We start from the raw sequence: 25,565 nt of genomic DNA on the forward strand, positions 1-25,565 counted from the left end.
TGCGCCCGCGCGGGCGGCGCCGATACCGACGGCGCGGGTAACGTTGCGAGAGTGAGCGATGCCGCCGAACCCACCGTGCTGGTCCGCACCGTCCGGGGAGTGGGCCACCTGACCCTGAACCGTCCACGGGCCATCAACGCACTCGACCTGGGCATGATCGAGATCATCTCGGCTGCCCTGGATCGCTGGGAGCACGACGCCGACATCGAGGTGGTGCTCCTCGACGGCGCGGGCGAGCGCGGCCTGTGCGCCGGGGGAGACGTGCGGAGCCTTCGCGAGTGGATCCTCGCGGGACGCGTCGAGGAGACGGCGCACTTCTTCCGCGCCGAGTACGCCCTGAATCTCCGGATCGCCACGTATGCGAAACCGGTCGTCGTCGTCGCCGACGGCGTGACGATGGGCGGCGGCATCGGGCTGGCCGGCCATGCGGCGGTCCGCGTCGTCACCGAGCGCTCGCGGCTGGCCATGCCCGAGACGCGCATCGGCTTCACCCCGGACGTCGGCGGCTCGTGGCTGCTTGCGCACGCGCCCGGACGGCTCGGCGAGTATCTCGCGCTCACCGGTGAGTCGATGGATGCCGCGGACGCCCTCGCCGCCGGCTTCGCCGATGCGCTGGTGCCGAGCGAGCGGATCGGAGACCTCCGCGCCGCGCTCGCCGATCGTGCCGATCCGGCGACCCCGGCCGAGATCGTGCTGCTGTTCGACGAGACGCCGGGGCCGTCGCGGCTCGTCGCAGCCCGTTCGTGGATCGACGATGCCTTCGCCGCCGACACCGTCGCTGAGATCATCGCGCGGCTGCGTGAGCGGCCCGAGCCGGATGCCGTCGCCACCGCCGACGCGCTCTCGACACTCGCGCCGACCGCGCTGACCGTGACGCTCGCCGCCGTGCGCGCTGCCCGGCGGCTGCCGGATCTCCGCGCCGCGCTCGCGCAGGAGTACGGGCTCGTGCTGTGGTTCGCCCAGACCCAGCCCGACCTGCCCGAGGGCATTCGCGCGCAGCTGGTCGACAAGGACCGCGACCCGCACTGGCATCCGGCCGCGTTCGACGACCTCGAGGATGGGCTGGAACAGCGGGCGCTCGCGTGGGAGCCGCCGCTGGCGCTGTGGGAACCGTGATGAGCCGGACCCGGTCTTCGCGCAGATGGTCGATCGGCGTCGCGATCGACCAGTTCTTCTTCGTCTTCGCGGGCCTGGCGGCCATCTGGCTCGCCTATCTGGGCTTCACCGAGAGCTTGACGGTCGGATGGTGGGGCATTCTCGGCTTCCTGCTGTTCTGGTTGCTGCTGGCCTACCTCGTCCTGCCCCGACTGCATCGGATCCTCACGACGATCTACGTGCCCGACTACTTCATCGGACGTGCGCGCACGAGTGACGGCCTTCTCGGCGATCCGGTCAACCTCGCCTTTCTGGGAGAGGGCGCGCAGATCGAGCGAGCGATGCGGGCATCGGGGTGGACGAAGGCAGATCCCGTCACCTTCGCGTCGTCGTGGCGCATCGTGACCTCGACCCTGCGCCGCCGCAGCTATCACGAGGCTCCGGTGAGCCCCCTGTTCCTCTTCGGTCGCCAACAGGACTTCGCCTACCAGCAGGAGGTCGACGGCAACCCGGCGCAGCGCCACCACGTGCGCTTCTGGAAGTGCCCGGACGGCTGGCTGCTGCCGGGAGGCCGGCGCGTCGACTGGTTGGCTGCGGGCACGTTCGACACCTCGGTGGGCCTGTCGCTGTTCACCCTGCAGGTCACCCACCGCATCGACGCCGACACCGACGTCGAGCGCGATCACATCGTCGCGACCCTCCGCGCCGGAGAGGCCGCCGTGCGCGTGGACGTGATCGCCGACTTCTCCACCGGGTACCACGCCCGCAACGGCGGCGGCGACAGCATCCGCACCGACGGTGACCTGCCCGTGGTCGACGTGCGCGGGGTGCACGTCTCCGAGGAGGCCGTGGTATGAGCGAGGAGCGGAACGTGCGGCCCGAACGGCGACCGTCGTATGAACCGGTGACCCGGCTCCTGCAGCCGATCGCCCACGACCCGGCCATGTCGCGGCCGTCCACGACGGTGACCGGCGCCGCTCTGGTGCTGCTGAGCGCGCTGGTCGGGATCGGCTCGATGGTCGAGGTGGCGGTGAACTGGAAGAGCTATGCGAGCGCGGTCGTGCTCGACCTCGACGGCATCGATGCCACCCCCGATCTGGCTGACGCCTCACTCGCCGTCCTGCTCGTCGTCCTCGGCGCCGCCGTGGTGATCCAGCTCGTGTGCGTGATCCTTCTGTTCTTCGGCAGCAACCTCGCACGCGTCGCCGTGATGACCGTCGCCACCCTGTCCATCGCCAGCGCCTTCGCGAGCTGGTGGGCGCGCGATCAGGAGATCACGCTGTTCACGACCCTGCCTGCGCTGGCGCTCGACATCCTCGTGCTGCTCGCGCTGTCCAGCCGCAGCGCCGCGGCGTACGCCCGTCGCACCGAGAAGCGCTGAGAGGTCCCGTGTTCGACAGTCCCCTTTCCGCGTCCGCCTACGAGGTGCTCGGAGTCACCGCGGATGCCGACGGCGAAGAGCTCCGCAAGGCGTACCGCCTGCGGCTGCGTCAGACCCATCCCGACACGGGCGGAGATGCCGCGCTCTTCGTGCAGGTGCAGCGCGCGTGGGAGCTCGTCGGCACACCGGAGGCGCGCACCGCCTACGACCGCGGTCACGGCTTCGGCGCCTCGGCGCCCTCCTACGGTCCGGAAGGCGCCGACGGCAGCGGCGCCGGTACGAGCTGGCGTCCGCCGTCGCGACCGGCCGACACCCGCCCACGCGCGCGCTCGTTCGGCCAGCCCGGGGGGTGGCGTCGAGAGCGCTACCTCGATCTCATCCGCGAGTGGGCGGGACGCGGCACCGAGGTGCCCGACCCCTACGACCCGGCGCTGGTGCGCGCGGCCCCGCGCGAGCTGAAGCGGATGCTCGCGGACGCCCTCGCCGAAGAGGCCAGCGCGCGTGTCATCGGCGACCTGGGCATGGGATACACGGTGTGGCATGACGTCGCCGTCGACCCGCGTGATCCGTCGCTGAAGGTCGATCACATCGTGCTGGGACCCAGCGGCCTCTACGCCCTGCTCAGTGAGGATCTCGGTGGTCCCGTGCGACTGCGACGCGGCGAGCTGATCGGTGAGGGCGTCGAGGGCTCTCCGATCGCCGACCTGGTCGCGGGGGCCCGCGTGCTGGCGCGCGCGGCGCGCGTCCGCTTCAGCGGCGCGATCGTGGTGCTGCCCGACGAGGACGTCGTGAGCGCGATCGAGGAGATCGGCCGGGTGCGCTCGCTGCCCGTGGCGGTCGTCGCGCGATCGGCGCTGGCGACGGTGCTCCGGCGGGGCCTGACCGGTGCCCGCGACATCGGCGGCAATGAGCTGTTCGATGTGCGCACCCGTCTGCAGCAGAGCGTGCGCTTCGTCTGAGGGGCGTGCGGGTTCGGCCGTCTAGGGTGAGGACATGGACCCCGCCGGCTGGACCTTCGTGATCCTCGCGCTCGCGGTCGTCGCGTTCGTCAGCGGCAAGGTGCCGTTGGCGCTCGTCGCCGTGGGCGTCGCGCTCGCGCTCTGGGCCACCGGGGTGCTCACCCTCCCGGAGGCGTTCGCGGGCTTCGGCGACCCCACGGTGCTGTTCATCGCGTCGCTGTTCGTCGTGAGCGAGGCGCTGGATGCCACGGGTGTCACGGCCTGGCTCGGCCATCAGGTCGTCACACGCGCGGGCGCGGGGCGGGCCCGTCTCACCGTCATCATCGGTGCGCTGGCGGCGGTTCTCACCGCCTTCATCTCCATCAACGGCGCGGTCGCCGCCTTGCTGCCGGTCGTGGTCGTCGTCGCCGTGCGCGCCGGCATCGTTCCGTCGAAACTGCTGATCCCCCTAGCGTTCGCCGCCAGTGCGGGCTCGCTGCTCACCCTCACCGGCACGCCCGTGAACATCGTCGTCAGCGAGGCCGCCGTCGCCGCCGGCGGGCGGGAGTTCGGCTTCTTCGAGTTCGCGCTCGCCGGCATCCCCCTGGTGCTGTCGACGGTCGCCGTCGTCGCGCTCGGCGGCGGACGGCTGCTTCCGGCTCGTGCCGCCGAGCGCCTGGCCGATCTCGCCCCCGATCCTCGCGCGCACGCTCAGACCCTTCGCGACAGCTACGACGTCGACCTCGACACGGGCCGCCTGTTCAGCGCGCGCGAGGGTGTCGCCGAGGTGCTCGTGTCCCCTCGCTCGCGTCTCATCGGGCGCACGGCGTCGGCCGGCATGACCACGAACGACGAGAACCTGGTGATCCTCGCCGTCCGCCGCGGCGAGGAGGACGGGCCGAACGCCTCGCGCGGCACCGGTGTTGCCGGATCACTCGTGCTGCGCGCCGGCGATGCGGTGCTGGTCCAGGGGCCGTGGGCCGCGCTGACGCGCTACACGCGGTCGCCCGACGTCATCGCCGTCACCCCTCCCCAGGTCCTGCAGCGCGCCGTTCCGCTGGGCCGGGGCGCCAAGCGGGCGATCGGCATCCTCGCGGCGATGGTCGTGCTGCTCGCGACCGGACTCGTGCCCGCCGCCGTGGCGGGACTGCTGGCGGCCGGTGCCCTCGTGCTGACCCGGGTCTTGAGCGTGCCGCAGACCTATCGCGCCATCTCGTGGACCACCGTCATCCTCATCGCCGGGATGGTTCCGCTGTCGTCCGCCTTCGTATCGACGGGTGCCGCCGACGTCGTCGCCGACGCCGTCCTCGGCGTCATCGGTACCGGCTCGCCGCACCTGGCGCTCCTGGTGCTCTGCGTGCTGACGATGGTGCTCGGCCAGTTCATCTCCAACGTCGCGACCGTCCTGGTCGTGATCCCCATCGCCGTCGCGATCTCGCACGCGCTCGATGCGAGTGTGCAGCCGTTCATGATGGCGCTCACCGTCGCCGGGGCCGCGGCATTCCTCACCCCGGTCGCGACGCCCGCCAATCTGATGGTGATGCAGCCGGGCGGCTATCGATTCGGCGACTACGGCCGGCTCGGGTTGCCGCTGATGTTCGTGTACCTCGCGGTCGCCGTGCTGTACGTGCCGCTCATCTGGCCGTTCTGACGCGTCGCGCCGGGCGCGATCAGCGCACCAGCCCCCAGAGCTGCAGCGGGTGGGTGAGACGCCACCACGCGTCGGGATCGGGGATGTCGGCCGTCAGGTGCACCCCGACCGTCGCTGCGTTCAACGGGCCGCGCACCAGCACCTGGCCGACGGCGGCGTTCGCCGTGCGGGCCTGTCCCAGATCGAGCGTCGTGGTCGTCGCCGCCGCGGCGCCGTTCCAGAGGATGACTGCCGCGTCGGCATCCGTCACGATGTTCGCCGTCGCCCCCCAGGCGGTGCTCACCACGCCGGCGAGCGTGCCGGCCGGCAGGGCGAGGGGTGTCGAGACCTCGGTGGTGACCTCGGACAGCAGACGTGCCGTCTCCTGGTCGCGTGCCTCGGCAGTGGGCTGACCCAGAGCGGTGGCATAGACGCGCACCTGGGTGGTCCCGACGGTGATGTCCTTCGCCGCGAGCAGGTTGTAGAACGCTGCCAAACTGCCCGTCTTCAGCCCCACGACGCCGGGGTCGGTCAGCAGATCGTTCGTGTTCGTCACCTCACCCGCCCCGGGCAGCTCGACGCTGCGAGTGCGTGCGATCTCGGCCACCACGGGGTTGGCGAGGGCGAGCTGCGCCAGCGTCACCAGAGCGGCCGGCTCGGCGGTGTTGGCGGGGTCGATTCCCGTCGGCTCGGACAGCGTGATGGCCCCGAGGCCGTGACGGTCCAGCCATGCCCGCGCGGCCTGGGCGAAGACCTCGTCGGTTGGCCAGAGGGTGCTGGCCAGTCGATTCGTGTAGTTGCCCGCCGACCCCATCAGAATGCCCTGCAGCATCTGGTACTCGGTGAGCGTGCCTCCGACGGGGACATCCAGCGCTGACTCGTCGTCCGCCAGATAGTCCCAGTACGTCTGGCGGTCGCGCGAGGTGAAGGTGAACTCCGGCCCGGGCTGTCCGACGCTCAGCGGCATCTCGTCGAGGATCATCAGGACGGTGACGACCTTGGAGATGCTCGCCATCGAGACGGGTGCGCTCGAGGATGCCGCGACGGCCTCGAATCCCGCGACGCCGACGGCGCCGGCGCCCGCGGACGGCCACGCCACGGCCGACACGGTCGCCACCGGTCCGTCGGGCGTGATCTCCCGCACGGTCGGCGCCACGGCCCAGAGCGGCCAGAGCAGCGTCGCGGCCGCGTAGGCGCCGCAGACGCCGATGGCGGTGAGCAACGGCACGACGACGCCGGCGCGCAGCGGGGAGCGTCGCGGGCGTCGAGCAAGCAGGTCGGGAGCCGCACCGGCCGCGATCGGCGTATCGACCGCGCCGGTGACGGTCTCATCGTCCACCCAGGCGAGCGCGCGGCGGCCTGCGCGGTTGCGGACGACGACGGTATCGGTCGGGGCGGTGCTCTCGCGCAGCGCGCGGCGCGACGGCGGGGGCGCGTCGTCCGAGGTCACCCGCTCAACGTACCCGTTCGCCGCTATACTCGAGCGCACAACCACGGGAGTCCGGTGAGCCGGGCTGAGAGGAAGCGATCCACGCTTCGACCGTCGAACCTGATCCGGATCATGCCGGCGCAGGGAGGAGAGAATATGCACGCGTCTGCGTCCCCGTCCACCGTCACCTCGTCGGATGCCGCGGCATCCCGTTCCGCCGTCGGCGTCGGCCGTCTGCGCTGGAGAGTCGTCGACATCGTCGTCGCCAGTGTCATCGGCGTCGCGTCGGGCCTGATCTTCCTGCTCTGGAACATCGGCTACCTCGGCCCGAAGAGCCTGCTGGAACCCCTGCTGCCCGGCATGCAGGGCCTGCTGGACGGGCCGTGGCTGTTCGCCGGCGTGCTGGGTGCTCTCCTCATCCGCAAGCCGGGAGCGGCGATCTACACCGAGACGCTCGCGGCCGTCGTCTCGGCCCTCGTCGGCAACCAGTGGGGCGGCTTCCTGACCCTCGAGGCGGGACTCGTCCAGGGTCTCGGAGCCGAGCTCGTCTTCCTGTTGTTCTTCTACCGGGCGTGGAAGCTCCCCGTCGCCATCCTCGCCGGCGCCGGGGCTGCCCTTGCGGGGGGCATCAACAATCTGATCCTCTGGTACGCCGGGGCCGACGCCGCGTTCACGGTGATCTACCTGATCTGCACCACCATCTCGGGCGCCGTCATCGCCGGTGCCCTCTCGTGGGTGCTCGCGCGCGGTCTCGCCGCGACCGGTGCGCTGGATCGCTTCGCCGCGGGGCGCGAACGCCGCGACCTCGTCTGAGCGTGGCCGTCGACCTCGGCGGGCCGGTCGCGCCGGTCACGGTCAGCGCCCAGGGATGGGGCTGGCGGCACGCGTCACGCCGGGCGTGGGCTGTGCGCGACGTGTCGTTTCGCATCGAACCCGGCGAACGCGTGCTGCTGCTCGGTGCTTCCGGCGCGGGCAAGTCGACCCTGCTGCAGGGGCTTGCGGGCGTGCTCGGCGGCGACGAGGAGGGCGAGTCGGCGGGAGCACTGCTGATCGACGGCGTCCCGGCCGCGCAGACCCGCGGCCGGGCGGGCCTCGTGCTGCAGGATCCCGACGCGCAGGTGATCCTCGCGCGAGTGGGTGACGACGTCGCGTTCGGCTGCGAGAACCTGGGCGTGCCGCGTGAGGAGATCTGGCCGCGCGTGCACGCGGCACTGGATGCCGTGCGGCTCGACGTCGAGATCGACCGGCCGACGCAGGCGCTGTCGGGCGGGCAGAAGCAGCGGCTCGCGCTCGCCGGCGCGCTGGCCATGCGGCCGGGCCTGCTCCTGCTGGACGAGCCGACCGCCAATCTCGACCCGGCCGGTGTCGCCGACGTCCGCGACGCTGTGGGGCGCGTTCTCGACGGCACCGGGGCGACGCTCGTGGTCGTGGAGCATCGGGTCGACGTCTGGCTCCCGCTCGTGGACCGGGTGATCGTGCTCGGGGCGGAGGGACTGCTCGCCGACGGCCCGCCGCAGAGCGTGCTCGGCGCGCGGGCGGCCGAGCTCGCCGACGCGGGTGTCTGGGTTCCCGGCATCCCGGCGGCGGTGCCGCCTCCGCCCGCCGCAGCCGCGGGCGACGACCTGCTGCGCGCGGGGGACCTGGCCGTCGCGCGCGTGCGCGGCGTGCCGGTCGCCACGGGCATCGATCTCGAGGTCCGCGCCGGGGAGGCGCTCGCCATCACGGGGCCCAACGGGGCCGGCAAGTCGACTCTCGGCCTCACTCTCGCGGGACTGCTGCGGCCGGCATCCGGCGACCTGTCGGCCTCGGCGACGCTCGCCGCCGGCGCCGCGCCGGCACCGATCGCGTGGCGCTCACGTGAGCTTCTCACCCGTATCGGCACCGTCTTCCAGGACCCGGAGCATCAGCTGCTCGCCCGGTCGGTACGCGGCGAGCTCGAGGTCGGGCCGCGCGCGCTCGGAGTGGACGAGGCCGCGTCTGCCGCCCGCGTGGACGAGCTGCTGGAGCGGCTGCGGCTGACCGCGTTGGCCGCCGCCAACCCGTACACGCTCTCGGGAGGGGAGAAGCGCCGGCTCACCGTCGCCGCCGTCCTCGCCACCGCCCCGCGCGTCCTGGTGCTGGACGAGCCGACCTTCGGCCAGGACGCGCGCACGTGGGCGGAGCTGGTCGCGCTGCTGGCCCGCCTGCGCGACGAGGGGTCGGCCATCGTGGCGATCACCCATGACGAGGCCGTCGTCGATGCGCTCCACGCCCGGCGTTTCGCGCTGACTGCGGATGCCGCGGCATGAGCATGCTCGCCGCCGACACCCGCACCCGGCCCGGCGTCATCGCGCGGGTCAATCCGGTCGCCAAACTCGCCGCCAGCGCGGTGATCGCCCTGCCGCTGATCGTGACGCTGGATTGGGTGTCGGCCGCGGTCGCGCTGGCGCTGGAGAGCGTCCTGTTCGTGTTCGCGGGGCTGCGGTGGCGGGAGTTCTGGATGCGGACCTGGCCCGTGTGGCTGGCCGCGCCGCTGACGGCGCTGACGATCGCGCTCTACGGCGCGGCGTCCGGGCAGGTCTACGTCGAATGGTTCGTCCTGCGCATCAGCGAGGGGTCGCTCGCGCTGGCGGTCGCGACCTTCTTCCGCGTGCTGGCCGTGGCCCTGCCCTCGGTCGTGCTGTTCGTCACCGTCGATCCCACTGATCTCGCCGACGGCCTGGCCCAGGTGTGGCGCCTGCCCGCACGGTTCGTGCTCGGCGCGCTGGCGGGCCTGCGCATGGTCGGACTGTTCCTCGAGGACTGGAGGGCTCTGGAACTCGCCCGCCGGGCACGCGGCATCGCCGATCAGGGGCGTGTTCGCCGCTTCGCCGGCATGGCCTTCGCGCTGCTCGTGCTCTCCATCCGCCGCGGTTCCAAGCTCGCCACCTCGATGGAGGCGCGCGGCTTCGGCGCTCCCGGCCGCCGCACGTGGGCCCGCGCCTCCCGCTTCGGCAGGCGCGAATGGATGCTCGTGGCGGTGGGCGTCGCGATCTCCGCCGTCTCGGTGTCGGCCGCGGTTGCGGCGGGCACGTGGAACTTCATCCTCGGGCCGCGCTGAGCGGCAGCTCCACGATGCGGCGGGCGAGAGCCTCCTCGACGACCAGTTCGGTGATGAGCCCCGCCGCCAGCGCGCCGCGCAGCGCGTCGATCTTCGACAGGCTCGACACCGCACACAGGCGACGGGGGATGCGGCGGATGACGTCGAACGACGGACCGCTCGAGCGATCGTTGAGCTCGATGCCGCCGGTCGAGCCATCCAGCCGGTAGAACACCGTGGCGCAGTCGCCGACGACGCCGTCGCGCAGCAGCACCCGCAGATCCTCGCCGGTCAGGTAGCCGCCGGCATAGACGTGCGAGGGAACGTCCGCCTGGGGCGAGCCGAGCCCGAAGACGAACACCTGCACGCGCGCCTGCGCCTCCACGACGCGGCGGATGGAGCGCTCCCGCCACAGCAGCTGCTTCGTGTGCGGGTCATCGAACAGCGCCGGCACGGGAAACTGCTGCACGTCGGTGCCGAAGGCCTGCCCGAAGCGTTCCAGAATGGCCCCCGAGTAGCTGATGCCCGAGGTCGACTCGTTGGCCGCGCCGTTCATCTGCACGATCTGCGATTCGTGCAGCCGCTTGGTCGGCAGATGACGGGCGATCGCCGACACGGTCGCGCCCCAGGCGATGCCGATGCTCGCCTGGGGATCGAGCGTGGTCGACAGGACGTGCGCCGCGGTGCGCGCGGTGCGCTCGAGGCGCTCGGCGTCGGTGGAACGCGGCGGCGTGCTGACGACGTGCACCGAGATGCCGTAGCGCTCGGACAGACGCCGGGCGACGACGCTCGTGGCCTCCTGTGGCGAATGAACCGTGATCTCCACCAGGCCGATCTCGCGGGCGTGAGCGATCAGGCGCGAGACCGATGATCGCGACAGCTTCATCTCGGAGGCGATCTGCTCCATCGTCTGGTCCTGCACGTAGTACAGCTGCGCGGCGTGCAGTGCGTCACGGGCTCGCGCCTCGGCGTCGGTCTCGATGCTCACGTGTCCTCCTGATCATGAACATTCCTCCTGCACATTCGTGCAGGGTGCGGGCTACGATGCACGTATGTTCAGATCGTTTGCGCGTTCGTTCACCGGCGTTTCAGTGTAGATCCGTTCCACCGTGAAAAACGCGCGGCGAGACACTGCGAAGCCGCGGAAGGAAGAGCGATGACCGAGTCGAAGGCGACGATCCGTCCGAACATCCAGGCCCTGAAGGACCGCCCCCACGCGGACGTTCTCGTCATCGGGGGTGGAATCAACGGCATCGCGACGTTCCGCGACCTCGCGCTGCAGGGCGTCGACGTCGCCCTCGTGGAACGCGACGACTACGTGAGCGGCGCGTCCTCGGCATCCAGCCACATGATCCACGGTGGTGTGCGGTATCTGGAGAACGGCGAGTTCCGCCTCGTGAAGGAGTCGGTGACCGAGCGCAACCGGCTCGTGCGCAACGCGCCCCACTTCGTGCGCCCGCTGCCCACGACGATTCCGATCCACCGCACCATCTCGGGCATCCTCACTGCGCCCTTCCGTCTGCTCGTCACGCACGGCCGCGGCAAGCCGAGCGAGCGCGGTGCGCTGCTGATCAAGCTCGGTCTCGTCATGTACGACACCTTCTCGCGCGACGGGGGTGCCGTCCCGCGCCACCGGTTCCACGGGCGTCGCCGCTCGCGCGAGCTGTTCCCCGACCTCGATGACCGGTTCCGCTACACCGCGACCTACTACGACGCCTCCATGCACGACCCCGAGCGCCTCGCGCTGGACGTGCTGCGCGACGGTGCCCGGGAGGAGTCCGCGCGCGCCGCGAACTACGCACCCGTCGTCGGTGCCGACGGGAAGGCGGTCATCATCCGCGATGCCGTCACCGGCGAGGAGTTCCCCTTCACCGCCGACGTCGTCGTCAACACGAGCGGCCCCTGGACCGACATCACCAATGACGCTCTGGGCACCCCCACCCGATTCATGGGCGGCACGAAGGGCTCGCACATCGTCCTCGAGAATGCGGAGCTGCTGGAGGCGACCCGCGGCAACGAGATCTTCTTCGAGGCGGCCGACGGTCGGATCGTGCTGATCTACCCGCTCAAGGGCCGCGTCATGGTCGGAACGACCGACATCGACGCCGACCCGTCGACGCCGACCGTCTGCACCGACGACGAGATCTCGTACTTCTTCGACCTCATCGCACAGGTCTTCCCGCACATCGCGGTCGACCGCTCGCAGATCGTCTACACGTTCTCGGGCATCCGCCCGCTGCCCCGGCACGACGACCTCGCGCCGGGCTTCGTGTCGCGCGACTACCGCATCGAGAAGGCGCGCCTGGGCGGTGCCGCCGGCGTTCCGGTGATGAGCCTGGTCGGCGGGAAGTGGACCACCTTCCGTGCCCTCGCCGAGCACCTGTCCACTGAGGTGCTCGCTGCGCTCGGGCGTCCGCGCCGGATCTCGACGCTCGATCTCGCCATCGGCGGCGGCGCCGGATACCCGCGCACCGACGCGGACCGCTCGCGCTGGCTCGAGGCCCATCGTGGAGCGCACAGCGCCGCGTTCGCCGATCGCATGCTGGAGCGCTACGGCACCTACGCGACCGAGATGCTCGGAACGCTGCCGGTCAACCAGCGCCCCCTCGAGCACGCCCCGGGCTACTCGGCGGAGGAGATCGCCTTCCTGGCCGAGCGTGAGGAGGTCGTCACGCTCATCGATCTGCTGCTGCGCCGCACGCACATCGCGTTCGTCGGCGGCGTGACCGCCGACACCCTCGCCGAGGTCGCGGAGGCGGCTGCCCCCGTGCTCGGGTGGGATGCCGATGCCATCCGAGCCCAGATCGACGACGCGGCCCGCGAGCTCCAGGAGCGGCACCGCATCGATGTGGAAACCTCCCACCTGGCGCCCTTGAGCGCATGAGAGGCAGGAGGAGCCGCTTCTAGAATCCGGCGCGGCCTGACGCCGGCATCCCCTTCAGGCCATCCTTCCCACCCGGCGGCGTCGCCGGGGGAACCTCTGCAGAAAGGTCAATGCTGACATGCACGACATCAATCTCGGGCTCTACTTCGTGTCAGAGCTCGTCGGGACGGCGATGCTGCTCCTGCTCGGCGGTGGCGTCGTCGCCAACGTCATCCTCGCCAAGTCGAAGGGCTTCGGCGGCGGGACGCTGATGATCAACTGGGGCTGGGGCCTCGCGGTGTTCGCGGGTGTGCTCGTCTCCTCCTACTCCGGTGCACAGCTGAACCCGGCCGTCTCCATCGCCCTGCTGATCGCCGGCAAGATCGGCGTCGCGCAGTTCTTCGTCGCGATCGCCGCGCAGCTGGTCGGCGCGTTCATCGGTGCGGTGCTCTGCTGGCTCGCCTACAAGCAGCACTTCGACGAGGAGCCGGACGCGGCCACCAAGCTCGGAGTCTTCTCCACCGGTCCCGCCATCCGCTCCTACGGCTGGAACCTGATCACCGAGGTCATCGGCACCTTCGTGCTCGTGTTCGTCATCTTCGCGTTCGCCGACTACGGCGACGTGCAGATCGGTGTTCCGGGTGCGCTCGGACCGCTCACCGCCGTGCCCGTCGCCCTCCTGGTGGTCGGCATCGGCGCCTCGCTCGGTGGCCCCACCGGCTACGCCATCAACCCGGCTCGTGACCTCGGTCCCCGCATCGCCCACGCGATCCTCCCGATCAAGGGCAAGGGCTCCAGCGACTGGTCCTACGCCTGGGTGCCGGTCGTCGGCCCGCTGCTCGGTGGCACGATCGCCGCGCTCGCCGCTCCGGTGCTGCTGCACCTCGCGCACCTCTGATCCCGTTCCCGATCCTCACTACAGACACCTAGACAAGGACGTCCACTCATGAGCGACTACATCATCGCCCTCGACCAGGGCACCACCTCCAGCCGCGCGATCATCTTCGACAAGAAGGGCTCGATCATCTCCGTCGGCCAGAAGGAGCACGAGCAGATCATGCCGCGCGCCGGCTGGGTCGAGCACGACCCGATCGAGATCCGCGACAACATGCGCGAGGTCATCGGCATCGCGCTCGGTCGCGCGAACCTGACGCGGCACGACATCGCCGCGGTCGGCATCACGAACCAGCGCGAGACCGCCGTCGTGTGGGACAAGAACACCGGCATCCCGGTGTACAACGCGATCGTCTGGCAGGACACCCGCACGCAGCCCATCGTCGACCGGCTCGCGGGCGATGCGGGAGTCGAGCGCTACAAGGACATCGTGGGTCTGCCGCTCGCGACCTACTTCTCGGGCACCAAGATCGTCTGGATCCTCGAGAACGTCGAGGGTGCGCGCGAGAAGGCCGAAGCCGGTGATCTGATCTTCGGCACGACCGACACGTGGGTGCTCTGGAACCTCACGGGCGGCCCCGACGGCGGCGTGCACGCGACCGACGTCACGAACGCGTCGCGGACGCTGTTCATGGACCTGAAGACCCTCGAATGGCGCGACGACATCCTCGCCGACTTCGGTGTGCCGCGCTCGATGATGCCCGAGATCCGCTCCTCCAGCGAGGTCTACGGCGAGGCGCGCGACACGTCGCTCCTGCGCGAGACTCCGGTGGCCGGCATCCTCGGCGACCAGCAGGCGGCGACGTTCGGCCAGGCGGCGTTCGATGCCGGCGAGAGCAAGAACACCTACGGCACCGGCAACTTCCTGATCTTCCAGACCGGAACCGAGATCGTGAAGAGCGAGAACGGTCTGCTCACGACGGTCGGCTACAAGCTCGGCGACGGGCCCGCCCACTACGCGCTGGAGGGGTCGATCGCCGTCACCGGGTCGCTCATCCAGTGGCTGCGCGATCAGCTCGGCATCATCTCCTCCGCCCCCGAGGTGGAAGAGCTGGCCAAGAAGGTCGACGACAACGGCGGTGTCTACTTCGTGCCCGCCTTCTCGGGTCTGTTCGCACCGTACTGGCGTCCGGACGCCCGTGGTGCGATCGTCGGTCTCACCCGCTACGCGAACCGCAACCACATCGCCCGCGCTGCGCTGGAGGCCACCGCCTTCCAGACGCGCGAGGTGCTGGATGCCGTCAACGCGGACTCCGGTGTCGACCTCACCGAGCTCAAGGTCGACGGCGGCATGATCGCCAACGACACGCTGATGCAGTTCCAGGCCGACATCCTGGGCGTTCCGGTCGTGCGGCCGGTGGTCGCCGAGACCACCGCCCTCGGTGCGGCCTACGCGGCCGGTCTCGCGGTCGGGTTCTGGAACGACCTCGACGAGCTGCGGGCGAACTGGCAGGAAGACAAGCGCTGGACGCCGAACGACGACGTCGCCGAGCGCGAGCGTCAGCTGCGCCTGTGGAAGAAGGCCGTCACCAAGTCGATGGACTGGGTCGACGCTGACGTGAACTGATCTCGCTCCGCGCGATACCCGGATCGGGGTCGCAGACGGTCGCCTCTCGCGAGGCATGACGACCGTGTGCGACCCCGATCTCGCGTGCGGGGGCGGTCCCGTGCCGGCGGGAGCACGGAGGATTACGTCGCGTTCCAGAGGTCGCGGTAGAAGCTCATGCGCTCGGCATCCGCGTCGATGCCGTAGCCGTCGAGCAGGGCGCGCTCCCAACCCGGCCCGTAGTTCCATTCGGTGCTGATGGCGGCGACCGCGATGTCGGCCCACCGGTCGGCGACGCCGAGCGCCCCCAGGTCGACGTGTCCGCTCCAGCGCCCGTCGCCCCCGATGAGCGTGTTCGGGCAGCAGGCGTCGCCATGGCACACGACGAGCCGGTCGACGACGGGTCCCTCGGTGAGCGCGACGGGCAGGCGGACGCCGCGGCGGCGGGCCGCGGCGACGCGCGCCGGCACCGACCAGTCGAACGGACAGTCCGCGACCGGGAGGGCGTCGTGCAGGGCGCGCAACCCCGCGCCGACGGCGGCCACCGCAGTCGCCGGCTCGCCGACCCACCGCGGGTCGACCGCCGACAGGCCCGGCAGCGCGCGCGTCACGAGCCACTCGTGATCGCCGGCCTCACCGTGCGCGACGACCTCCGGCACCGGCGTGTAGGCGCGCGCCCAGGCCAGACGTGCCGCCTCGGCGGCCATCGTGGTCTCGAGGGTGCGGGGCGCGTACTTGATGTAGCGGCCGTCGTCGGTATGGAAGGTCACTCCGCCGCTTGCGTTGCGCCAGACCGGTGCGAGCCCGGCACCCGCCGCGAGGCGCCGCACCCGGACCGGGACCGGAAGGTGCTCGCTCGGGATGCTCACGGCATCCATCCTGCCCCTCGCGCCCGCGGCGGCGTCCGTGGTGAGATGGAACTGTGCCCACCTCTGTCGCTCGCCGTGTCGGCGTGCTCACCGCTCTCGACGACACCGACGGGCCGGCCCTCGCCCTCGGGGATGCCGCCGCGCGTCACGTCCGCCTGCGCCCCGACGGCCTGCAGCCCGCGCTCGGGGACGCGCCCGCCGGCTTCGTGCCCTGGGGACGGGTGCGCGCGGTGGTCGCTGACGTGCCCGCGACGTGGTGGCCGCATCCCGCCGTCGGCGACACCCTCGTGCCGCTGATCGAGGGCATCTTCGGCGGCTCGTCGGGAGAGATCTCCGAGACGCCGACCTTTCCCGTTCGGGTCACCACCGACGACGGGGCGGTCGTGGAGTGGCGAGCGACGCCGCACTACCTCTCCGGCTATCGGCGGCGGGATGCCGCGTTGGCCCGGCGCCTCGTCGATCACCTGGTCGCCGTGCCGGAGGCACGCGTGCTGCTCGCCCGTCCCGACGATCTGCTGGCGCGGCTGGGGGAGATCCTCCGAGCACACTGAGGTGGCATATTGAGACCTAGTACCGCGTATGCTGGCACTCAGTAGCACGACCCGTCGCTGAGCGACGGGAGCAGTCCGGACTTCGAAGGAGAATCCATGGATATCGTCGGCGCATCCGCGCTCGTCACCGGCGGGGCCAGCGGCCTCGGCCTGGCCACCGCGAGACGCCTCGCCGATGCGGGCGCGCACGTCGTGATCGTCGACCTCCCCACCTCCGCCGGCACCGAGCGGGCTGCGGAACTCGGCGGCACCTTCGCGGCCGCCGACGTCACCGACCCGACGCAGATCGCTGCCGCCGTCGACGCCGCCGTGGCGCAGGCTCCGCTGCGGGTGGTCGTCAACTGCGCCGGTATCGCTCCGCCCGCCAAGGTGCTCGAGCGCGACGGGTCGCCGAGCGATCTCGCACACTTCGAGCGCATCGTGCGTGTCAACCTCGTGGGCACGTACAACGTCATCGGGCAGGCCTCCGCCGCCATCGCGAAGACGGAGCCCACCGACGGCGGCGACCGCGGCGTCATCGTCAACACGGCCTCGGTGGCGGCCTTCGACGGTCAGATCGGCCAGCCCGCCTACTCCGCGAGCAAGGGCGGTGTGCACGCGATGACGCTGCCGATCGCCCGCGAGCTCGCGCGCTACGGCATCCGTGTGGTCACCATCGCCCCCGGGATCATGGAGACCCCGATGCTCGCCGGTCTCCCGGAGGCCGCGCAGCACAGTCTCGGTCAGCAGGTTCCCTACCCGGCCCGCCTCGGAAGGCCGGACGAATACGCGAGCCTGGTCGCCGAGATCGTGCGCAACGGCTACCTCAACGGTGAGACCATCCGCCTCGACGGCGCCATCCGGATGGCGCCGAAGTGACCGCCTCGATCATCCACACCCGCGACGGCGCGCTCGCCCGGCTCACGTTCAACCGGCCCGCGTCGCTGAACGCCATGGGCTTCGAGATGGGCACGCTCTGGCGCGACCTCGCCCACGAGATCACCGCCGATCCGACGGTCGGCGCCATCGTGCTGGATGCCGCAGGCCCCGCCTTCTGCGCCGGCGGCGACGTCGTCGAGATGGCGGCCTCCGGCTCGAGCGGCGACGACATCACAGCGATGGCACGCGTAATCCACGACGGCATCCGCACGTTCGTCGACTCCGACATTCCGATCGTCGCGGCGGTGCAGGGCGCCGTCGCGGGTGGGGGACTCGGTCTGATGCTCACGGCCGACTACGTCGTCGCAGGGCCCCGGGCGCGCTTCGTGAGCAAGTACGCCAATATCGGCCTCACCCCCGATCTCGGCGTCTCGACGCTGCTTCCGGCGGCGGTGGGGCAGACCCGCGCGCTGCGGATGCTGCTCGATGACCTCACCATCGACGCGGCCACCGCGCTCGAGTGGGGTCTGGTCACCGAGATCGCCGACGACCCGGGTGCACGTGCCGCCGAGCTGGCCCGATTCTGGCTCGACGGCGCGACCGCGGCCTTCGGTCAGGCCAAGCGCCTCGTCCGCGCCGGCGCGCGTCGCGCCTTCGCCGACAACCTCGACGACGAAGCCCGCACGATCGGCGCCAGCTTCGACACCCCGCAGGCGAAGGCCCGGGTCGCGGCGTTCGCCGCGGCATCCACCTCGCCCACCTCTGAAAAGGGACGCGCATGACTCTCGCCGGAAAGACCATCCTCATGTCGGGCGGCAGCCGTGGCATCGGCCTCGCGATCGCTCTGCGGGCGGCCCGCGACGGCGCCAACATCGCCCTCATGGCCAAGACCGACACCCCGCACCCCAAGCTCGCCGGCACCGTGCACAGCGCCGCGGCCGAGATCGAGGCGGCTGGCGGTCGGGCTCTGCCGATCGTCGGCGACGTGCGCAACGACGACGACATCACCGCTGCGGTGCTGAAGACCCACGGCGAGTTCGGGGGCATCGACATCGTCGTCAACAACGCCTCGGTGATCGACCTGTCCGGCTCGCTCGAGCTCGCCGCGAAGAAGTACGACCTCATGCAGGACGTCAACGTGCGCGGCACGTTCATGCTCAGCCGTGCCGCCGTGCCGATTCTGAAGGATGCCGAGAACCCGCACATCCTCTCGCTGTCGCCGCCCCTGAACATCACGCCGCGCTGGCTGGGTGCGCACACCGGCTACACCCTCGCCAAGTACGGCATGACGATGGCGACGCTGGGGATGGCTGCGGAGTTCGCGAAGGACGGCATCGCCGCCAATACCCTGTGGCCCGAGACGACGATCGCCACGGCCGCCGTGCAGTTCGCACTCGGCGGCGACCGGATGATGAAGGTCAGCCGCACCCCCGAGGTCTACGCCGACGCGGCGTACGAAGTGCTCACGCGTCCGGCGCGCGAGTACACCGGTCAGACACTCATCGTCGAGCAGGTGCTGCGCGATGCCGGGGTGACGGACTTCTCCCGCTACGCGGCGACACCGGGCACGCCCGACCACGAGCTGTTCCCCGACATCTTCCTCTGAGCCCTGCGTTTCGACTCGTCGCTGCGCTCCTCGCTCAACGACCGGAGGTGTGACACCCGGTCGTTGAGCGAGCCGAGCGAGTCGAAACGCGGTGTCAGATCAGCCCGAGACGCGTCAGCGCGTTGCTGACGCCGTCCTCCAGCACGCCGGTGGTGACGAGGTCGGCCATCGCCTGCAGTTCGGGATCGGCACCGCCCATCGCGACCGACGTGCCGACGACCTCGAACATCTCGACGTCGTTCCAGCTGTCGCCGATGCCGATGGCGTCGGCGGCATCCATCCCCAGCACGGCGAGCACCTCGGTGATCGCCGCGCCCTTGTTGACGCCCTGCTGGCAGATCTCGCCGTTCGAGCCGCCGGGCAGCGGGATGGAACCGGGGATCACGTGGAACTGCGGCCCCAGCTCGTCGGCGGCGCGGGTGAGCGTGTCGCTGGCCGTGCTGAGGAAGGTCGCCTTGACCACGGCATCGAGGTCGACCTCGTCGAGCGGCCGGTAATGGTTGAGGAGGGCGACATCCTCCGAGGCGGCGGCCGCCGCGCGTTCGTCGACCGGGGGGTGGGTTCGCACGAAGCGGCGGGCGTGCTCGAGCACGCCGGGGCTGACGTAGACGGTGCCGTCGGTCTGCAGGAAGTAGTGCGCACCGTGCTCTTCGAAGTACGCGATCATCCGGTCGACGAGGGGGCGCGGCATGAGGTGCGCGACGATCTGCTCGTCGCCGCGGACGGCGAAGGCGCCGCCGTTGGTGATGGCGCCGTCGACGGGGATGGCGCGCACCTTCGGGTTGATGTCGCCGGCCGAGCGACCCGTGCACAGGTACACCAGGTGACCGTTCGCGCGCGCGGCGGCGATCGCGACCGGCGTCGAGGCCGACATCTGGGCCCCGTGTTCGAGGATCGTCCCGTCGATGTCGATGAAGATGATGCGGCGGCGGGACGGGGATATCGACGAGGAGCTCACGGCATCCATTCTCCCCGGTGCGCCTGAACGTCCGGTGTCGCGACCGTCGCCGGCCCGAACCTCAGTGCTTCGGCCCGGTGACGAGCAGGATGCCGCCGAGCCCGATCATCATTCCGCCCCCGGTCGCGCTCAGCCGCTCGATGCGCTTCGGTGAGCGCGCGAACCACACGCGCGCCGCCGCGGCGGCGAGCACCCACATCGAATCGGATACGACCGCGAGCAGTGCGAACACCAGGCCGAGCTCGAGGAGCTGCAGCGGCACCGCGCCGGCCTTCAGATCGACGAACTGCGGCAGCACCGCGACGAAGAAGGCGAGCGTCTTCGGATTGGTGACACCCACGACGAAGCCCTGCCAGAGCTGACGGGCGTGCCCGCGCGGCAGCCCGGTCAGATCGGGTGCCGCCGTGGCGCTCTTGCGGTGGCGGATCGCCTGGATGCCGAGGTAGACGAGGTACAGCGAGCCGACGACCTTGAGGATCGTGAACAGCACGATCGACTGCGCCACGAGGCCCCCGACTCCGACCGCGACGAGTGCGACGATCGGGATGAGCGCGAGGCTCACTCCGGCGACGCTCAGCAGTCCGCCGGTGCGCCCGAGCGCGAGGGTACGTCCGACCGAGAACAGCACCGCCGGGCCGGGGATGAGAATCAGCACCAGCGCCGTCAGCGTGAACGCGAGCAGGTTCTCCCAGGGCACCATGGCGTCAGTCTAGGGGCGCGGTGCGCCCCCTCCTCGCCCACGCCTCTCGCCCAGAGCGGCTACGGTGGCAGCGATGGCTTCCTCCTTAGACCTGCGCTCCGCACTCCGCGACCGTCCCCTCGTGCTCGACGGCGGTCTGGGCACGCTGCTCGAGTCGCGCGGCAATGACCTGAGCGGTCGCCTGTGGTCGGCGCGGCTGCTGCGCGACGACCCCGAAGAGGTCCGTGCCGCCCACGCCGAGTTCGTGGATGCCGGCGCGGACGTGCTCGTCACCTCCTCCTACCAGCTCGCGTACGGCATCGGCATGGACGACGACGAGGTCGACGACCTGCTGCGCCGCAGCGTCGCGCTCGCGAAGGGCGCGGGCGATGCGTTCGTCGCGGCATCCGTGGGCCCATTCGGGGCCGTCCGTGCCGACGGCAGCGAGTACACCGGTGCGTACGACGTCGACGTCGAGACGCTGCGCACCTTCCACCGCCGCCGGCTGGAGGTGCTGGCCGATGCCGGGGCCGACGCCCTCGCCATCGAGACGATTCCGAGCCGACTCGAGGTGCAGGCGCTCGCCGCCGAGCTCGGCCGTCTCGGCCGCCCCGATCTGCCGGTGTGGATCAGCCTCTCCGCAGCCAGCAGTGGCTTCGTGGGTGCGGATCTCGCCGCCGCGCTCGCCGACGCGGCCGAGGTCGCCGGTGTCGTCGCGGTGGGCGTCAACTGCTGCCCGCCCGAGGCGGTGGCACCCGCCCTCGCGGCTGTGCCATCGGGCGTTGCCGGCATCGCCTATCCGAACTCCGGTGAGCGCTGGGATGCCGAGGCCCGCACCTGGGTGGGCGAGGGGGGTGTGCCGACCGCGCTGGCGAGCGCGTGGATCGCGGCCGGTGCCCGACTCGTCGGCGGTTGCTGCCGCACGACTCCGGCGCATATCGCGGCGCTGGCGGCGTCGCTGCGCTGACGACCACCGCGCTGCGTCCGGCGCCTCGGGTCAGACCAGGCCGTTACGGAGGAACGCGAGGGAAAGGCCGTCCTCGTCGATCGCGGCGGTGACCTGATCGGCGAGCGCTTTCACGCCGTCGACCGCATTGCCCATCGCGACGGCGGTGCCGACCGCGGCGAACATCTCGACGTCGTTCCAGTTGTCGCCGATGCCGACCGCATCGCGTGCGTCGAGGTCGAGCTCGGCGAGCAGCGAGCGGATCGCGGCTCCCTTGTGCACGCCGCGGGGCGCGATCTCGCCCGAGGCCGCGAACGCGACCGGAATGGTGCCCCCGACGACCTCGAAGTCATCCGCCAGCTCGGTCAGCGCGCGCGCCGCGGCATCCTCGTCGTCGGTCACGAACACGAGCTTCGCGAGGAGCGTCGGATCGATCTCGTGCGGCTCGCGGAAGACCTTGCCGGGAAGGCCGGCGGCCCCGAACCTCTCGGCGAAGAGCGCGGACAGCTCCGCCGAGCCGAACAGCTGGTCGTACGACTGGAAGTATCCGTGCAGGTCGTTGTCGACCAGATAGCGCTGCAAGCGCGCGACCTCGTCGGGGGTGAACAGGGTGGCGGCGACGATCCGCCCGCCGAGGCTGGCGAACGCGCCGCCGTTGGTCACGGCGCCGTCGAAGCCGATGTCCATGAGCTCGTCGTGCAGTTCCGCCGTGCCGCGCCCCGTGCTCAGGAACACCAGGTGTCCCCGAGCACGGGCGGCGCGGATCGCCTCCACCGCGGTGGGCGGGATGTGGCGGCCGCCGTGCATGATCGTCCCGTCGACGTCCAGGAAGATCGCACGTGTCCGGGCGGAGCCGACCGTCGCGGAGGAGGGGCGGGTCATACGGTCAAGGCTCCGCCGTTGGTGCGGATCACGTCGGCGTACCAGTGGAAGGACTTCTTCTTGTAGCGATCGAGGGTGCCCGACCCGTCGTCGTTGCGGTCGACGTAGATGAAGCCGTATCGCTTGCTGAGCTGGGCGGTGGATGCCGAGACCAGGTCGATGCATCCCCAGGAGGTGTAGCCCAGCACGTTCACGCCGTCGGCGATCGCCTCTCCGACCTGCACGAGGTGGTCGTTCAGATATGCGATCCGGTAGTCGTCGACGACCGTCTTCACGCCGTCGATCTCGACGAGCTCATCCTTCGCGCCCAGGCCGTTCTCCACGATGAACAGCGGCTTCTGCCACCGGTCCCAGAACTGGTTCAGCACCAGGCGCAGGCCGACCGGGTCGATCTGCCAGCCCCACTCGCTCGCCTCCAGCGTCGGGTTCGGCACGCCGCCCATGATGTTGCCCTCGCCCGTCACCTTCTTCGCGGGGTCGGCCGTGGCGGCGACGGACATGTAGTAGCTGAACGAGACGAAGTCGACGGTGTTCTGCAGATCCTCGCGATCCTGCTCCGTGATCTCGAGCTCGATGCCCTTCTCGCGAAGAGTCCGCAGGAAGTACCCGGGGTAGGCGCCGCGGGTGTGCACGTCGCCGTAGACCAGGTTGGAGTGATCGAAGGCCATGACCTCCCGTGCGTCGGCCGGTGAGGGCGTCAGCGGGTAGACCGGCATCGACAGCACCATGCACCCGATCTGGGCGTTCGGGGCGACCTCCCGTGCGATCCGGGTGGCCCGCGCCGAGGCGACGAGCTCGTGATGCATGGCCTGGTAGAGGGTCTGTGCGCTGAGCTGATCCTTCGGGGTGTTGATGCCGCCCGACATGAACGGCGCGTGCAGCAGCGAGTTGATCTCGTTGAAGGTCAGCCAGTACTTCACCCGGGCGCCGAAACGCTCGAAGAGGGTACGGGCGTAGCGCTCGTAGAAGCCGATGAGCCGGCGGTCGGTCCATCCGTCGTAGGTCTCGGCGAGATGCAGCGGCGTCTCGTAGTGCGAGATCGTGACGAGCGGCTCGATGCCGTGCTTGTCGAGCTCGTCGAGCAGGCGGTCGTAGAACGCCAGACCCTCCTCGTTGGGCTCCGTTTCGTCGCCCTTCGGGAAGATGCGGCTCCATGCGATCGAGAACCGGTACGTCGTGAAGCCCATCTCCGCGAACAGTGCGATGTCTTCGGCGTAGCGGTGATAGTGGTCGATGCCGACCAGCTTGAGGTTGTCGTCGGTGGGGCCCGCGGTGCGCGGGCCGACGATGCCGTGGGGCATGACGTCCTGGACCGACAGGCCCTTGCCCCCCTCGCGGTAGGCGCCCTCCAGCTGGTTGGCGGCGGTGGCACCGCCCCAGAGGAAACCCTCGGGGAAGGCGGGTGCGGTGGTGCTCATGATGATTCTCCTTGTGTCCGCGGTCACTTCGTCGCGGCGACCGAGTCGACCGACACGGCGGTGAACAGGGGCTCACCGTGGGCGATCGGGCCGGACGCGGCATCCGCGATGGCGGGGTACAGGTCGGGGTTGGTCACGATGACGGGGGTGGTGAGGTCGTAGCCGGCCTTCTCGATGGCGTCACCGTCGAACTCGACGAGCAGATCGCCGGCGGCCACCTGCTGTCCGGCGGCCACCTTCACGGAGAAGTGGGCGCCGCCGAGCTTCACGGTGTCCAGGCCGATGTGGATCAGCACCTCGGTGCCGTCGGCGTGACGCAGACCGAACGCGTGACCGGTCGGGAAGGCGGCGACGACGGTGCCGGCGAACGGCGCGTAGACGGCGCCGGAGCGCGGCTGGATCGCGACGCCCTGGCCGAGCGCGCCGTCGGCGAAGGCTGCATCGGCCACCTCGTTCAGCGCGATGACGGTGCCGTCGACGGGGGCGAGCACCGTGACGTCGTTCGCGGCGACCGGGACGGCGGCCGGTGCGGCGTCGTCGGCGGGCTCCTTGAATCCGACGATCACGACGAGCGCGAACGGCAGCACGATCGCGACGAGCAGGCCGAGACCGAGCATCACCATGTTGCCATTGCCGAGCAGGGCGGTGATGGCGAGACCGGAGGGGACGACGAACGCCTTGGAGAAGACACCGCCCAGCGCGATGATCGCGCCGCCGAGGGCGCCGCCGGCGACGCCGAAGGCGAACGGCCGCTTGAGGGGCAGGTTGATGCCGTAGATCGCGGGCTCGGTGATGCCGGCGAGGAAGCCGGAGAGCGTCGCGGGAGCGGCGAGGGACTTGAGGTTCTTGTTGCGGGCGCGCACCCAGACGCCGGCGACGGCTCCCGCCTGGGCGAGCACGGCGGCGAACACGGGGCCGAGCAGGAGGATCTGTCCGGTCGTCTGGAACTCGACCTGGAAGACCGGTACGAGGCCCCAGTGCAGACCGAAGATGACGAAGACCTGCCAGAGGCCGCCCATGATCGCGCCGCCGGCCCAGGGCGCGACGTCCCAGACCCAGCTGACCGCGCCGCCGACGCCGCGCGAGAGCAGATCGGAGATAGGGCCGATGACGACGAAGACGAGGGGAACCGCGATGAGCACGACGATCATCGGCGTGACGAAGCGGCGGATCGCGCCCGGCAGCTTCGCGTAGAGGAACTTCTCGGCGTGGCTCTGCAGCCACACGATGATGATGATCGGGATGACGCTGGAGACGTAGCTGACCATCGTGAAGGGGATGCCGAAGAACGTGAGGCCCGGGGCACCGTTCGCGGCGACGATCGTCGGGTAGACCAACGCGCCGGCGATGGCGAGCGAGGTCCATTCGTTCGCCTTGAAGTAGCGGGCGGCGGTGATGGAAAGGACCATCGGCAGGAAGTTGATGAAGGCGTCCGACAGCGCGTAGAGCACGACATAGGTCGACGAGGTGGCGTCGATCCATCCGAAGGTCGCCGCCGCCGACAGGAACGCCTTGAGCAGGCCGGTGCCCGCCAGCGTCCACAGTGCGGGCGTGAAGATCGCGGAGATCATCGAGATGAAGCGGTTGAACAGGTTGCCCTTCGGGCCCTCGGCCGGAGCGCTGTCCTGGCCGCCGCCGACGCGGGAGATCTTGCCGATCTCCGCGAACACCTCGGGCACGTCGTTGCCGATGACCACCTGGTACTGGCCGCCGGCCTGGGCGACCGTGATGACGCCCGGAACCGCCTTGACCGTCGCGGCATCCGCCTTGCTCTCGTCCTTGAGGACGAAGCGCAGACGCGTCGCGCAATGCACGAGCGAGGTGACGTTGTCTTCGCCGCCGACGCCGGCGAGGACACCGGCCGCGGTCTTTGCGTAATCCGCCATCGGATTCGCCTTTCCTTGTGTGTGAAGGGATGCCGGGCACCTCTGCCCGGGCAACAAAAAAACCTGGACTCGATGAAA

At 70.6% G+C, this 25,565-nt stretch carries 24 protein-coding genes and 1 riboswitch; of the genes, 16 read left to right on the forward strand and 8 right to left on the reverse strand.

The genetic code is table 11. The features are described 5' to 3' along the window. Positions 1-51 precede the first annotated feature (51 nt). From PP359_RS10305 to PP359_RS10325, 5 genes are read left to right on the forward strand one after another with little or no spacing between them, the layout of a single operon-like run. Positions 52-1,116, forward strand: coding sequence for an enoyl-CoA hydratase/isomerase family protein (locus PP359_RS10305; protein WP_112931972.1), 1,065 nt, complete (start codon positions 52-54; stop codon positions 1,114-1,116). Beyond that, positions 1,116-1,952, forward strand: a complete 837-nt coding sequence (locus PP359_RS10310) for an LssY C-terminal domain-containing protein (RefSeq protein WP_499250509.1) — start codon at positions 1,116-1,118, stop codon at positions 1,950-1,952. Before PP359_RS10305 ends, PP359_RS10310 begins: the two co-directional genes overlap by 1 nt. Next, positions 1,949-2,476: a hypothetical protein gene (locus PP359_RS10315; protein WP_112931971.1), complete on the forward strand. Its 528-nt coding sequence runs from the start codon at positions 1,949-1,951 to the stop codon at positions 2,474-2,476. The genes PP359_RS10310 and PP359_RS10315 overlap by 4 nt, the downstream gene beginning before the upstream one ends. An 8-nt stretch (positions 2,477-2,484) precedes the next feature. Continuing rightward, on the forward strand, positions 2,485-3,435 hold the full coding sequence (locus PP359_RS10320; protein ID WP_036318145.1) for a DnaJ domain-containing protein: 951 nt from the start codon (positions 2,485-2,487) through the stop codon (positions 3,433-3,435). A gap of 34 nt (positions 3,436-3,469) precedes the next feature. Further along, positions 3,470-5,065, forward strand: a complete 1,596-nt coding sequence (locus PP359_RS10325) for an SLC13 family permease (RefSeq protein ID WP_112931969.1) — start codon at positions 3,470-3,472, stop codon at positions 5,063-5,065. A 19-nt stretch (positions 5,066-5,084) separates the two neighbouring features. On the opposite strand, the gene PP359_RS10330 is transcribed toward PP359_RS10325, so the two are convergent. After that, a complete protein-coding gene (locus tag PP359_RS10330) occupies positions 5,085-6,494 on the reverse strand; it encodes a serine hydrolase family protein (RefSeq protein WP_244295585.1) in 1,410 nt (469 codons plus the stop codon). A 33-nt stretch (positions 6,495-6,527) separates the two neighbouring features. Continuing rightward, positions 6,528-6,637: riboswitch (TPP riboswitch) on the forward strand. On the opposite strand from PP359_RS10330, the gene PP359_RS10335 reads away from it, so the two are divergent. From PP359_RS10335 to PP359_RS10345, 3 genes are all read left to right on the forward strand, one after another. After that, complete coding sequence (locus PP359_RS10335) at positions 6,630-7,286, forward strand: ECF transporter S component (protein ID WP_294944879.1); 657 nt, start codon at positions 6,630-6,632, stop codon at positions 7,284-7,286. Its footprint overlaps the riboswitch before it by 8 nt. 2 nt (positions 7,287-7,288) lie before the next feature. After that, positions 7,289-8,761 (forward strand): ABC transporter ATP-binding protein, encoded by a 1,473-nt coding sequence (locus PP359_RS10340; protein ID WP_499250510.1) that lies wholly within the window; start codon positions 7,289-7,291, stop codon positions 8,759-8,761. Next, the gene (locus PP359_RS10345; protein WP_295819759.1) at positions 8,758-9,552 is read left to right on the forward strand and encodes an energy-coupling factor transporter transmembrane component T family protein; all 795 of its coding nucleotides are present in this window, start codon (positions 8,758-8,760) and stop codon (positions 9,550-9,552) included. Before PP359_RS10340 ends, PP359_RS10345 begins: the two co-directional genes overlap by 4 nt. Here PP359_RS10345 and PP359_RS10350 read toward each other — a convergent pair. Next, entirely contained in the window at positions 9,533-10,519 is a 987-nt protein-coding gene (locus PP359_RS10350) for a sugar-binding transcriptional regulator (protein ID WP_294944876.1), read from the reverse strand. The two genes, PP359_RS10345 and PP359_RS10350, sit on opposite strands and share 20 nt — an antisense overlap. Positions 10,520-10,687: 168 nt before the next feature. Between PP359_RS10350 and PP359_RS10355 the strand changes: the two genes are divergently transcribed. The 3 genes from PP359_RS10355 to glpK all read left to right on the forward strand — a co-directional run bounded on the left by PP359_RS10355 (position 10,688) and on the right by glpK (position 14,855). Beyond that, positions 10,688-12,415 (forward strand): glycerol-3-phosphate dehydrogenase/oxidase, encoded by a 1,728-nt coding sequence (locus PP359_RS10355; RefSeq protein WP_499250511.1) that lies wholly within the window; start codon positions 10,688-10,690, stop codon positions 12,413-12,415. 118 nt (positions 12,416-12,533) lie between these two features. Next, positions 12,534-13,292 (forward strand): MIP/aquaporin family protein, encoded by a 759-nt coding sequence (locus tag PP359_RS10360; RefSeq protein WP_294978245.1) that lies wholly within the window; start codon positions 12,534-12,536, stop codon positions 13,290-13,292. Positions 13,293-13,340: 48 nt separating this feature from the next. Continuing rightward, a complete protein-coding gene (glpK, locus tag PP359_RS10365; RefSeq protein ID WP_036321542.1) occupies positions 13,341-14,855 on the forward strand; it encodes a glycerol kinase GlpK in 1,515 nt (504 codons plus the stop codon). Positions 14,856-14,977: 122 nt separating this feature from the next. On the opposite strand, the gene PP359_RS10370 is transcribed toward glpK, so the two are convergent. Then, a complete protein-coding gene (locus tag PP359_RS10370; protein WP_499250512.1) occupies positions 14,978-15,703 on the reverse strand; it encodes a phosphotransferase in 726 nt (241 codons plus the stop codon). 53 nt (positions 15,704-15,756) lie between these two features. On the opposite strand from PP359_RS10370, the gene PP359_RS10375 reads away from it, so the two are divergent. From PP359_RS10375 to PP359_RS10390, 4 genes are all read left to right on the forward strand, one after another. Further along, complete coding sequence (locus tag PP359_RS10375) at positions 15,757-16,254, forward strand: hypothetical protein (RefSeq protein WP_499250513.1); 498 nt, start codon at positions 15,757-15,759, stop codon at positions 16,252-16,254. A 96-nt stretch (positions 16,255-16,350) separates the two neighbouring features. After that, on the forward strand, positions 16,351-17,112 hold the full coding sequence (locus tag PP359_RS10380) for an SDR family NAD(P)-dependent oxidoreductase (RefSeq protein ID WP_036321548.1): 762 nt from the start codon (positions 16,351-16,353) through the stop codon (positions 17,110-17,112). Then, positions 17,109-17,894 (forward strand): enoyl-CoA hydratase/isomerase family protein, encoded by a 786-nt coding sequence (locus PP359_RS10385; protein ID WP_039416290.1) that lies wholly within the window; start codon positions 17,109-17,111, stop codon positions 17,892-17,894. The genes PP359_RS10380 and PP359_RS10385 overlap by 4 nt, the downstream gene beginning before the upstream one ends. Further along, on the forward strand, positions 17,891-18,718 hold the full coding sequence (locus PP359_RS10390) for an SDR family oxidoreductase (RefSeq protein WP_036321551.1): 828 nt from the start codon (positions 17,891-17,893) through the stop codon (positions 18,716-18,718). Before PP359_RS10385 ends, PP359_RS10390 begins: the two co-directional genes overlap by 4 nt. 94 nt (positions 18,719-18,812) lie before the next feature. Here PP359_RS10390 and PP359_RS10395 read toward each other — a convergent pair whose 3' ends face one another. Together PP359_RS10395 and PP359_RS10400 are read right to left on the reverse strand one after the other, a co-directional pair. After that, positions 18,813-19,676 carry a Cof-type HAD-IIB family hydrolase gene (locus tag PP359_RS10395; RefSeq protein ID WP_036321571.1) on the reverse strand — a complete coding sequence of 288 codons (864 nt, stop codon included), beginning with the start codon at positions 19,674-19,676 and terminating at the stop codon, positions 18,813-18,815. 61 nt (positions 19,677-19,737) lie between these two features. After that, positions 19,738-20,376: a LysE family translocator gene (locus PP359_RS10400; protein ID WP_499250514.1), complete on the reverse strand. Its 639-nt coding sequence runs from the start codon at positions 20,374-20,376 to the stop codon at positions 19,738-19,740. Positions 20,377-20,449: 73 nt separating this feature from the next. On the opposite strand from PP359_RS10400, the gene mmuM reads away from it, so the two are divergent. After that, positions 20,450-21,322 (forward strand): homocysteine S-methyltransferase, encoded by an 873-nt coding sequence (gene mmuM, locus PP359_RS10405; protein ID WP_499250515.1) that lies wholly within the window; start codon positions 20,450-20,452, stop codon positions 21,320-21,322. A 30-nt stretch (positions 21,323-21,352) separates the two neighbouring features. Here mmuM and PP359_RS10410 read toward each other — a convergent pair whose 3' ends face one another. From PP359_RS10410 to PP359_RS10420, 3 genes are read right to left on the reverse strand one after another with little or no spacing between them, the layout of a single operon-like run. Then, positions 21,353-22,183: a Cof-type HAD-IIB family hydrolase gene (locus PP359_RS10410; protein ID WP_499250516.1), complete on the reverse strand. Its 831-nt coding sequence runs from the start codon at positions 22,181-22,183 to the stop codon at positions 21,353-21,355. Then, positions 22,180-23,601, reverse strand: coding sequence for a glycoside hydrolase family 1 protein (locus PP359_RS10415; protein WP_499250517.1), 1,422 nt, complete (start codon positions 23,599-23,601; stop codon positions 22,180-22,182). The genes PP359_RS10410 and PP359_RS10415 overlap by 4 nt, the downstream gene beginning before the upstream one ends. 23 nt (positions 23,602-23,624) lie before the next feature. Next, a complete protein-coding gene (locus PP359_RS10420) occupies positions 23,625-25,487 on the reverse strand; it encodes a beta-glucoside-specific PTS transporter subunit IIABC (RefSeq protein WP_499250518.1) in 1,863 nt (620 codons plus the stop codon). Positions 25,488-25,565: the final 78 nt, after the last annotated feature.

The sequence above is a fragment of the Sphingomonas sp. BLCC-B65 genome (assembly GCF_028550675.1).
In the GTDB taxonomy this organism is placed as follows: Bacteria; Actinomycetota; Actinomycetes; order Actinomycetales; family Microbacteriaceae; genus Microbacterium.

What these genes read in the sequence shown, in the direction of transcription:
- PP359_RS10310 (WP_499250509.1), top strand. Translation starts at nt 1,116, where the DNA reads ATGAGCCGGACCCGGTCTTCGCGCAGATGGTCGATCGGCGTCGCGATC.
- PP359_RS10315 (WP_112931971.1), top strand. Translation starts at nt 1,949, where the DNA reads ATGAGCGAGGAGCGGAACGTGCGGCCCGAACGGCGACCGTCGTATGAA.
- PP359_RS10325 (WP_112931969.1), top strand. Translation starts at nt 3,470, where the DNA reads ATGGACCCCGCCGGCTGGACCTTCGTGATCCTCGCGCTCGCGGTCGTC.
- PP359_RS10335 (WP_294944879.1), top strand. Translation starts at nt 6,630, where the DNA reads ATGCACGCGTCTGCGTCCCCGTCCACCGTCACCTCGTCGGATGCCGCG.
- PP359_RS10345 (WP_295819759.1), top strand. Translation starts at nt 8,758, where the DNA reads ATGAGCATGCTCGCCGCCGACACCCGCACCCGGCCCGGCGTCATCGCG.
- PP359_RS10355 (WP_499250511.1), top strand. Translation starts at nt 10,688, where the DNA reads ATGACCGAGTCGAAGGCGACGATCCGTCCGAACATCCAGGCCCTGAAG.
- PP359_RS10360 (WP_294978245.1), top strand. Translation starts at nt 12,534, where the DNA reads ATGCACGACATCAATCTCGGGCTCTACTTCGTGTCAGAGCTCGTCGGG.
- glpK (WP_036321542.1), top strand. Translation starts at nt 13,341, where the DNA reads ATGAGCGACTACATCATCGCCCTCGACCAGGGCACCACCTCCAGCCGC.
- PP359_RS10380 (WP_036321548.1), top strand. Translation starts at nt 16,351, where the DNA reads ATGGATATCGTCGGCGCATCCGCGCTCGTCACCGGCGGGGCCAGCGGC.
- PP359_RS10390 (WP_036321551.1), top strand. Translation starts at nt 17,891, where the DNA reads ATGACTCTCGCCGGAAAGACCATCCTCATGTCGGGCGGCAGCCGTGGC.
- PP359_RS10400 (WP_499250514.1), bottom strand. Translation starts at nt 20,376, where the DNA reads ATGGTGCCCTGGGAGAACCTGCTCGCGTTCACGCTGACGGCGCTGGTG.
- mmuM (WP_499250515.1), top strand. Translation starts at nt 20,450, where the DNA reads ATGGCTTCCTCCTTAGACCTGCGCTCCGCACTCCGCGACCGTCCCCTC.
- PP359_RS10410 (WP_499250516.1), bottom strand. Translation starts at nt 22,183, where the DNA reads ATGACCCGCCCCTCCTCCGCGACGGTCGGCTCCGCCCGGACACGTGCG.
- PP359_RS10415 (WP_499250517.1), bottom strand. Translation starts at nt 23,601, where the DNA reads ATGAGCACCACCGCACCCGCCTTCCCCGAGGGTTTCCTCTGGGGCGGT.
- PP359_RS10420 (WP_499250518.1), bottom strand. Translation starts at nt 25,487, where the DNA reads ATGGCGGATTACGCAAAGACCGCGGCCGGTGTCCTCGCCGGCGTCGGC.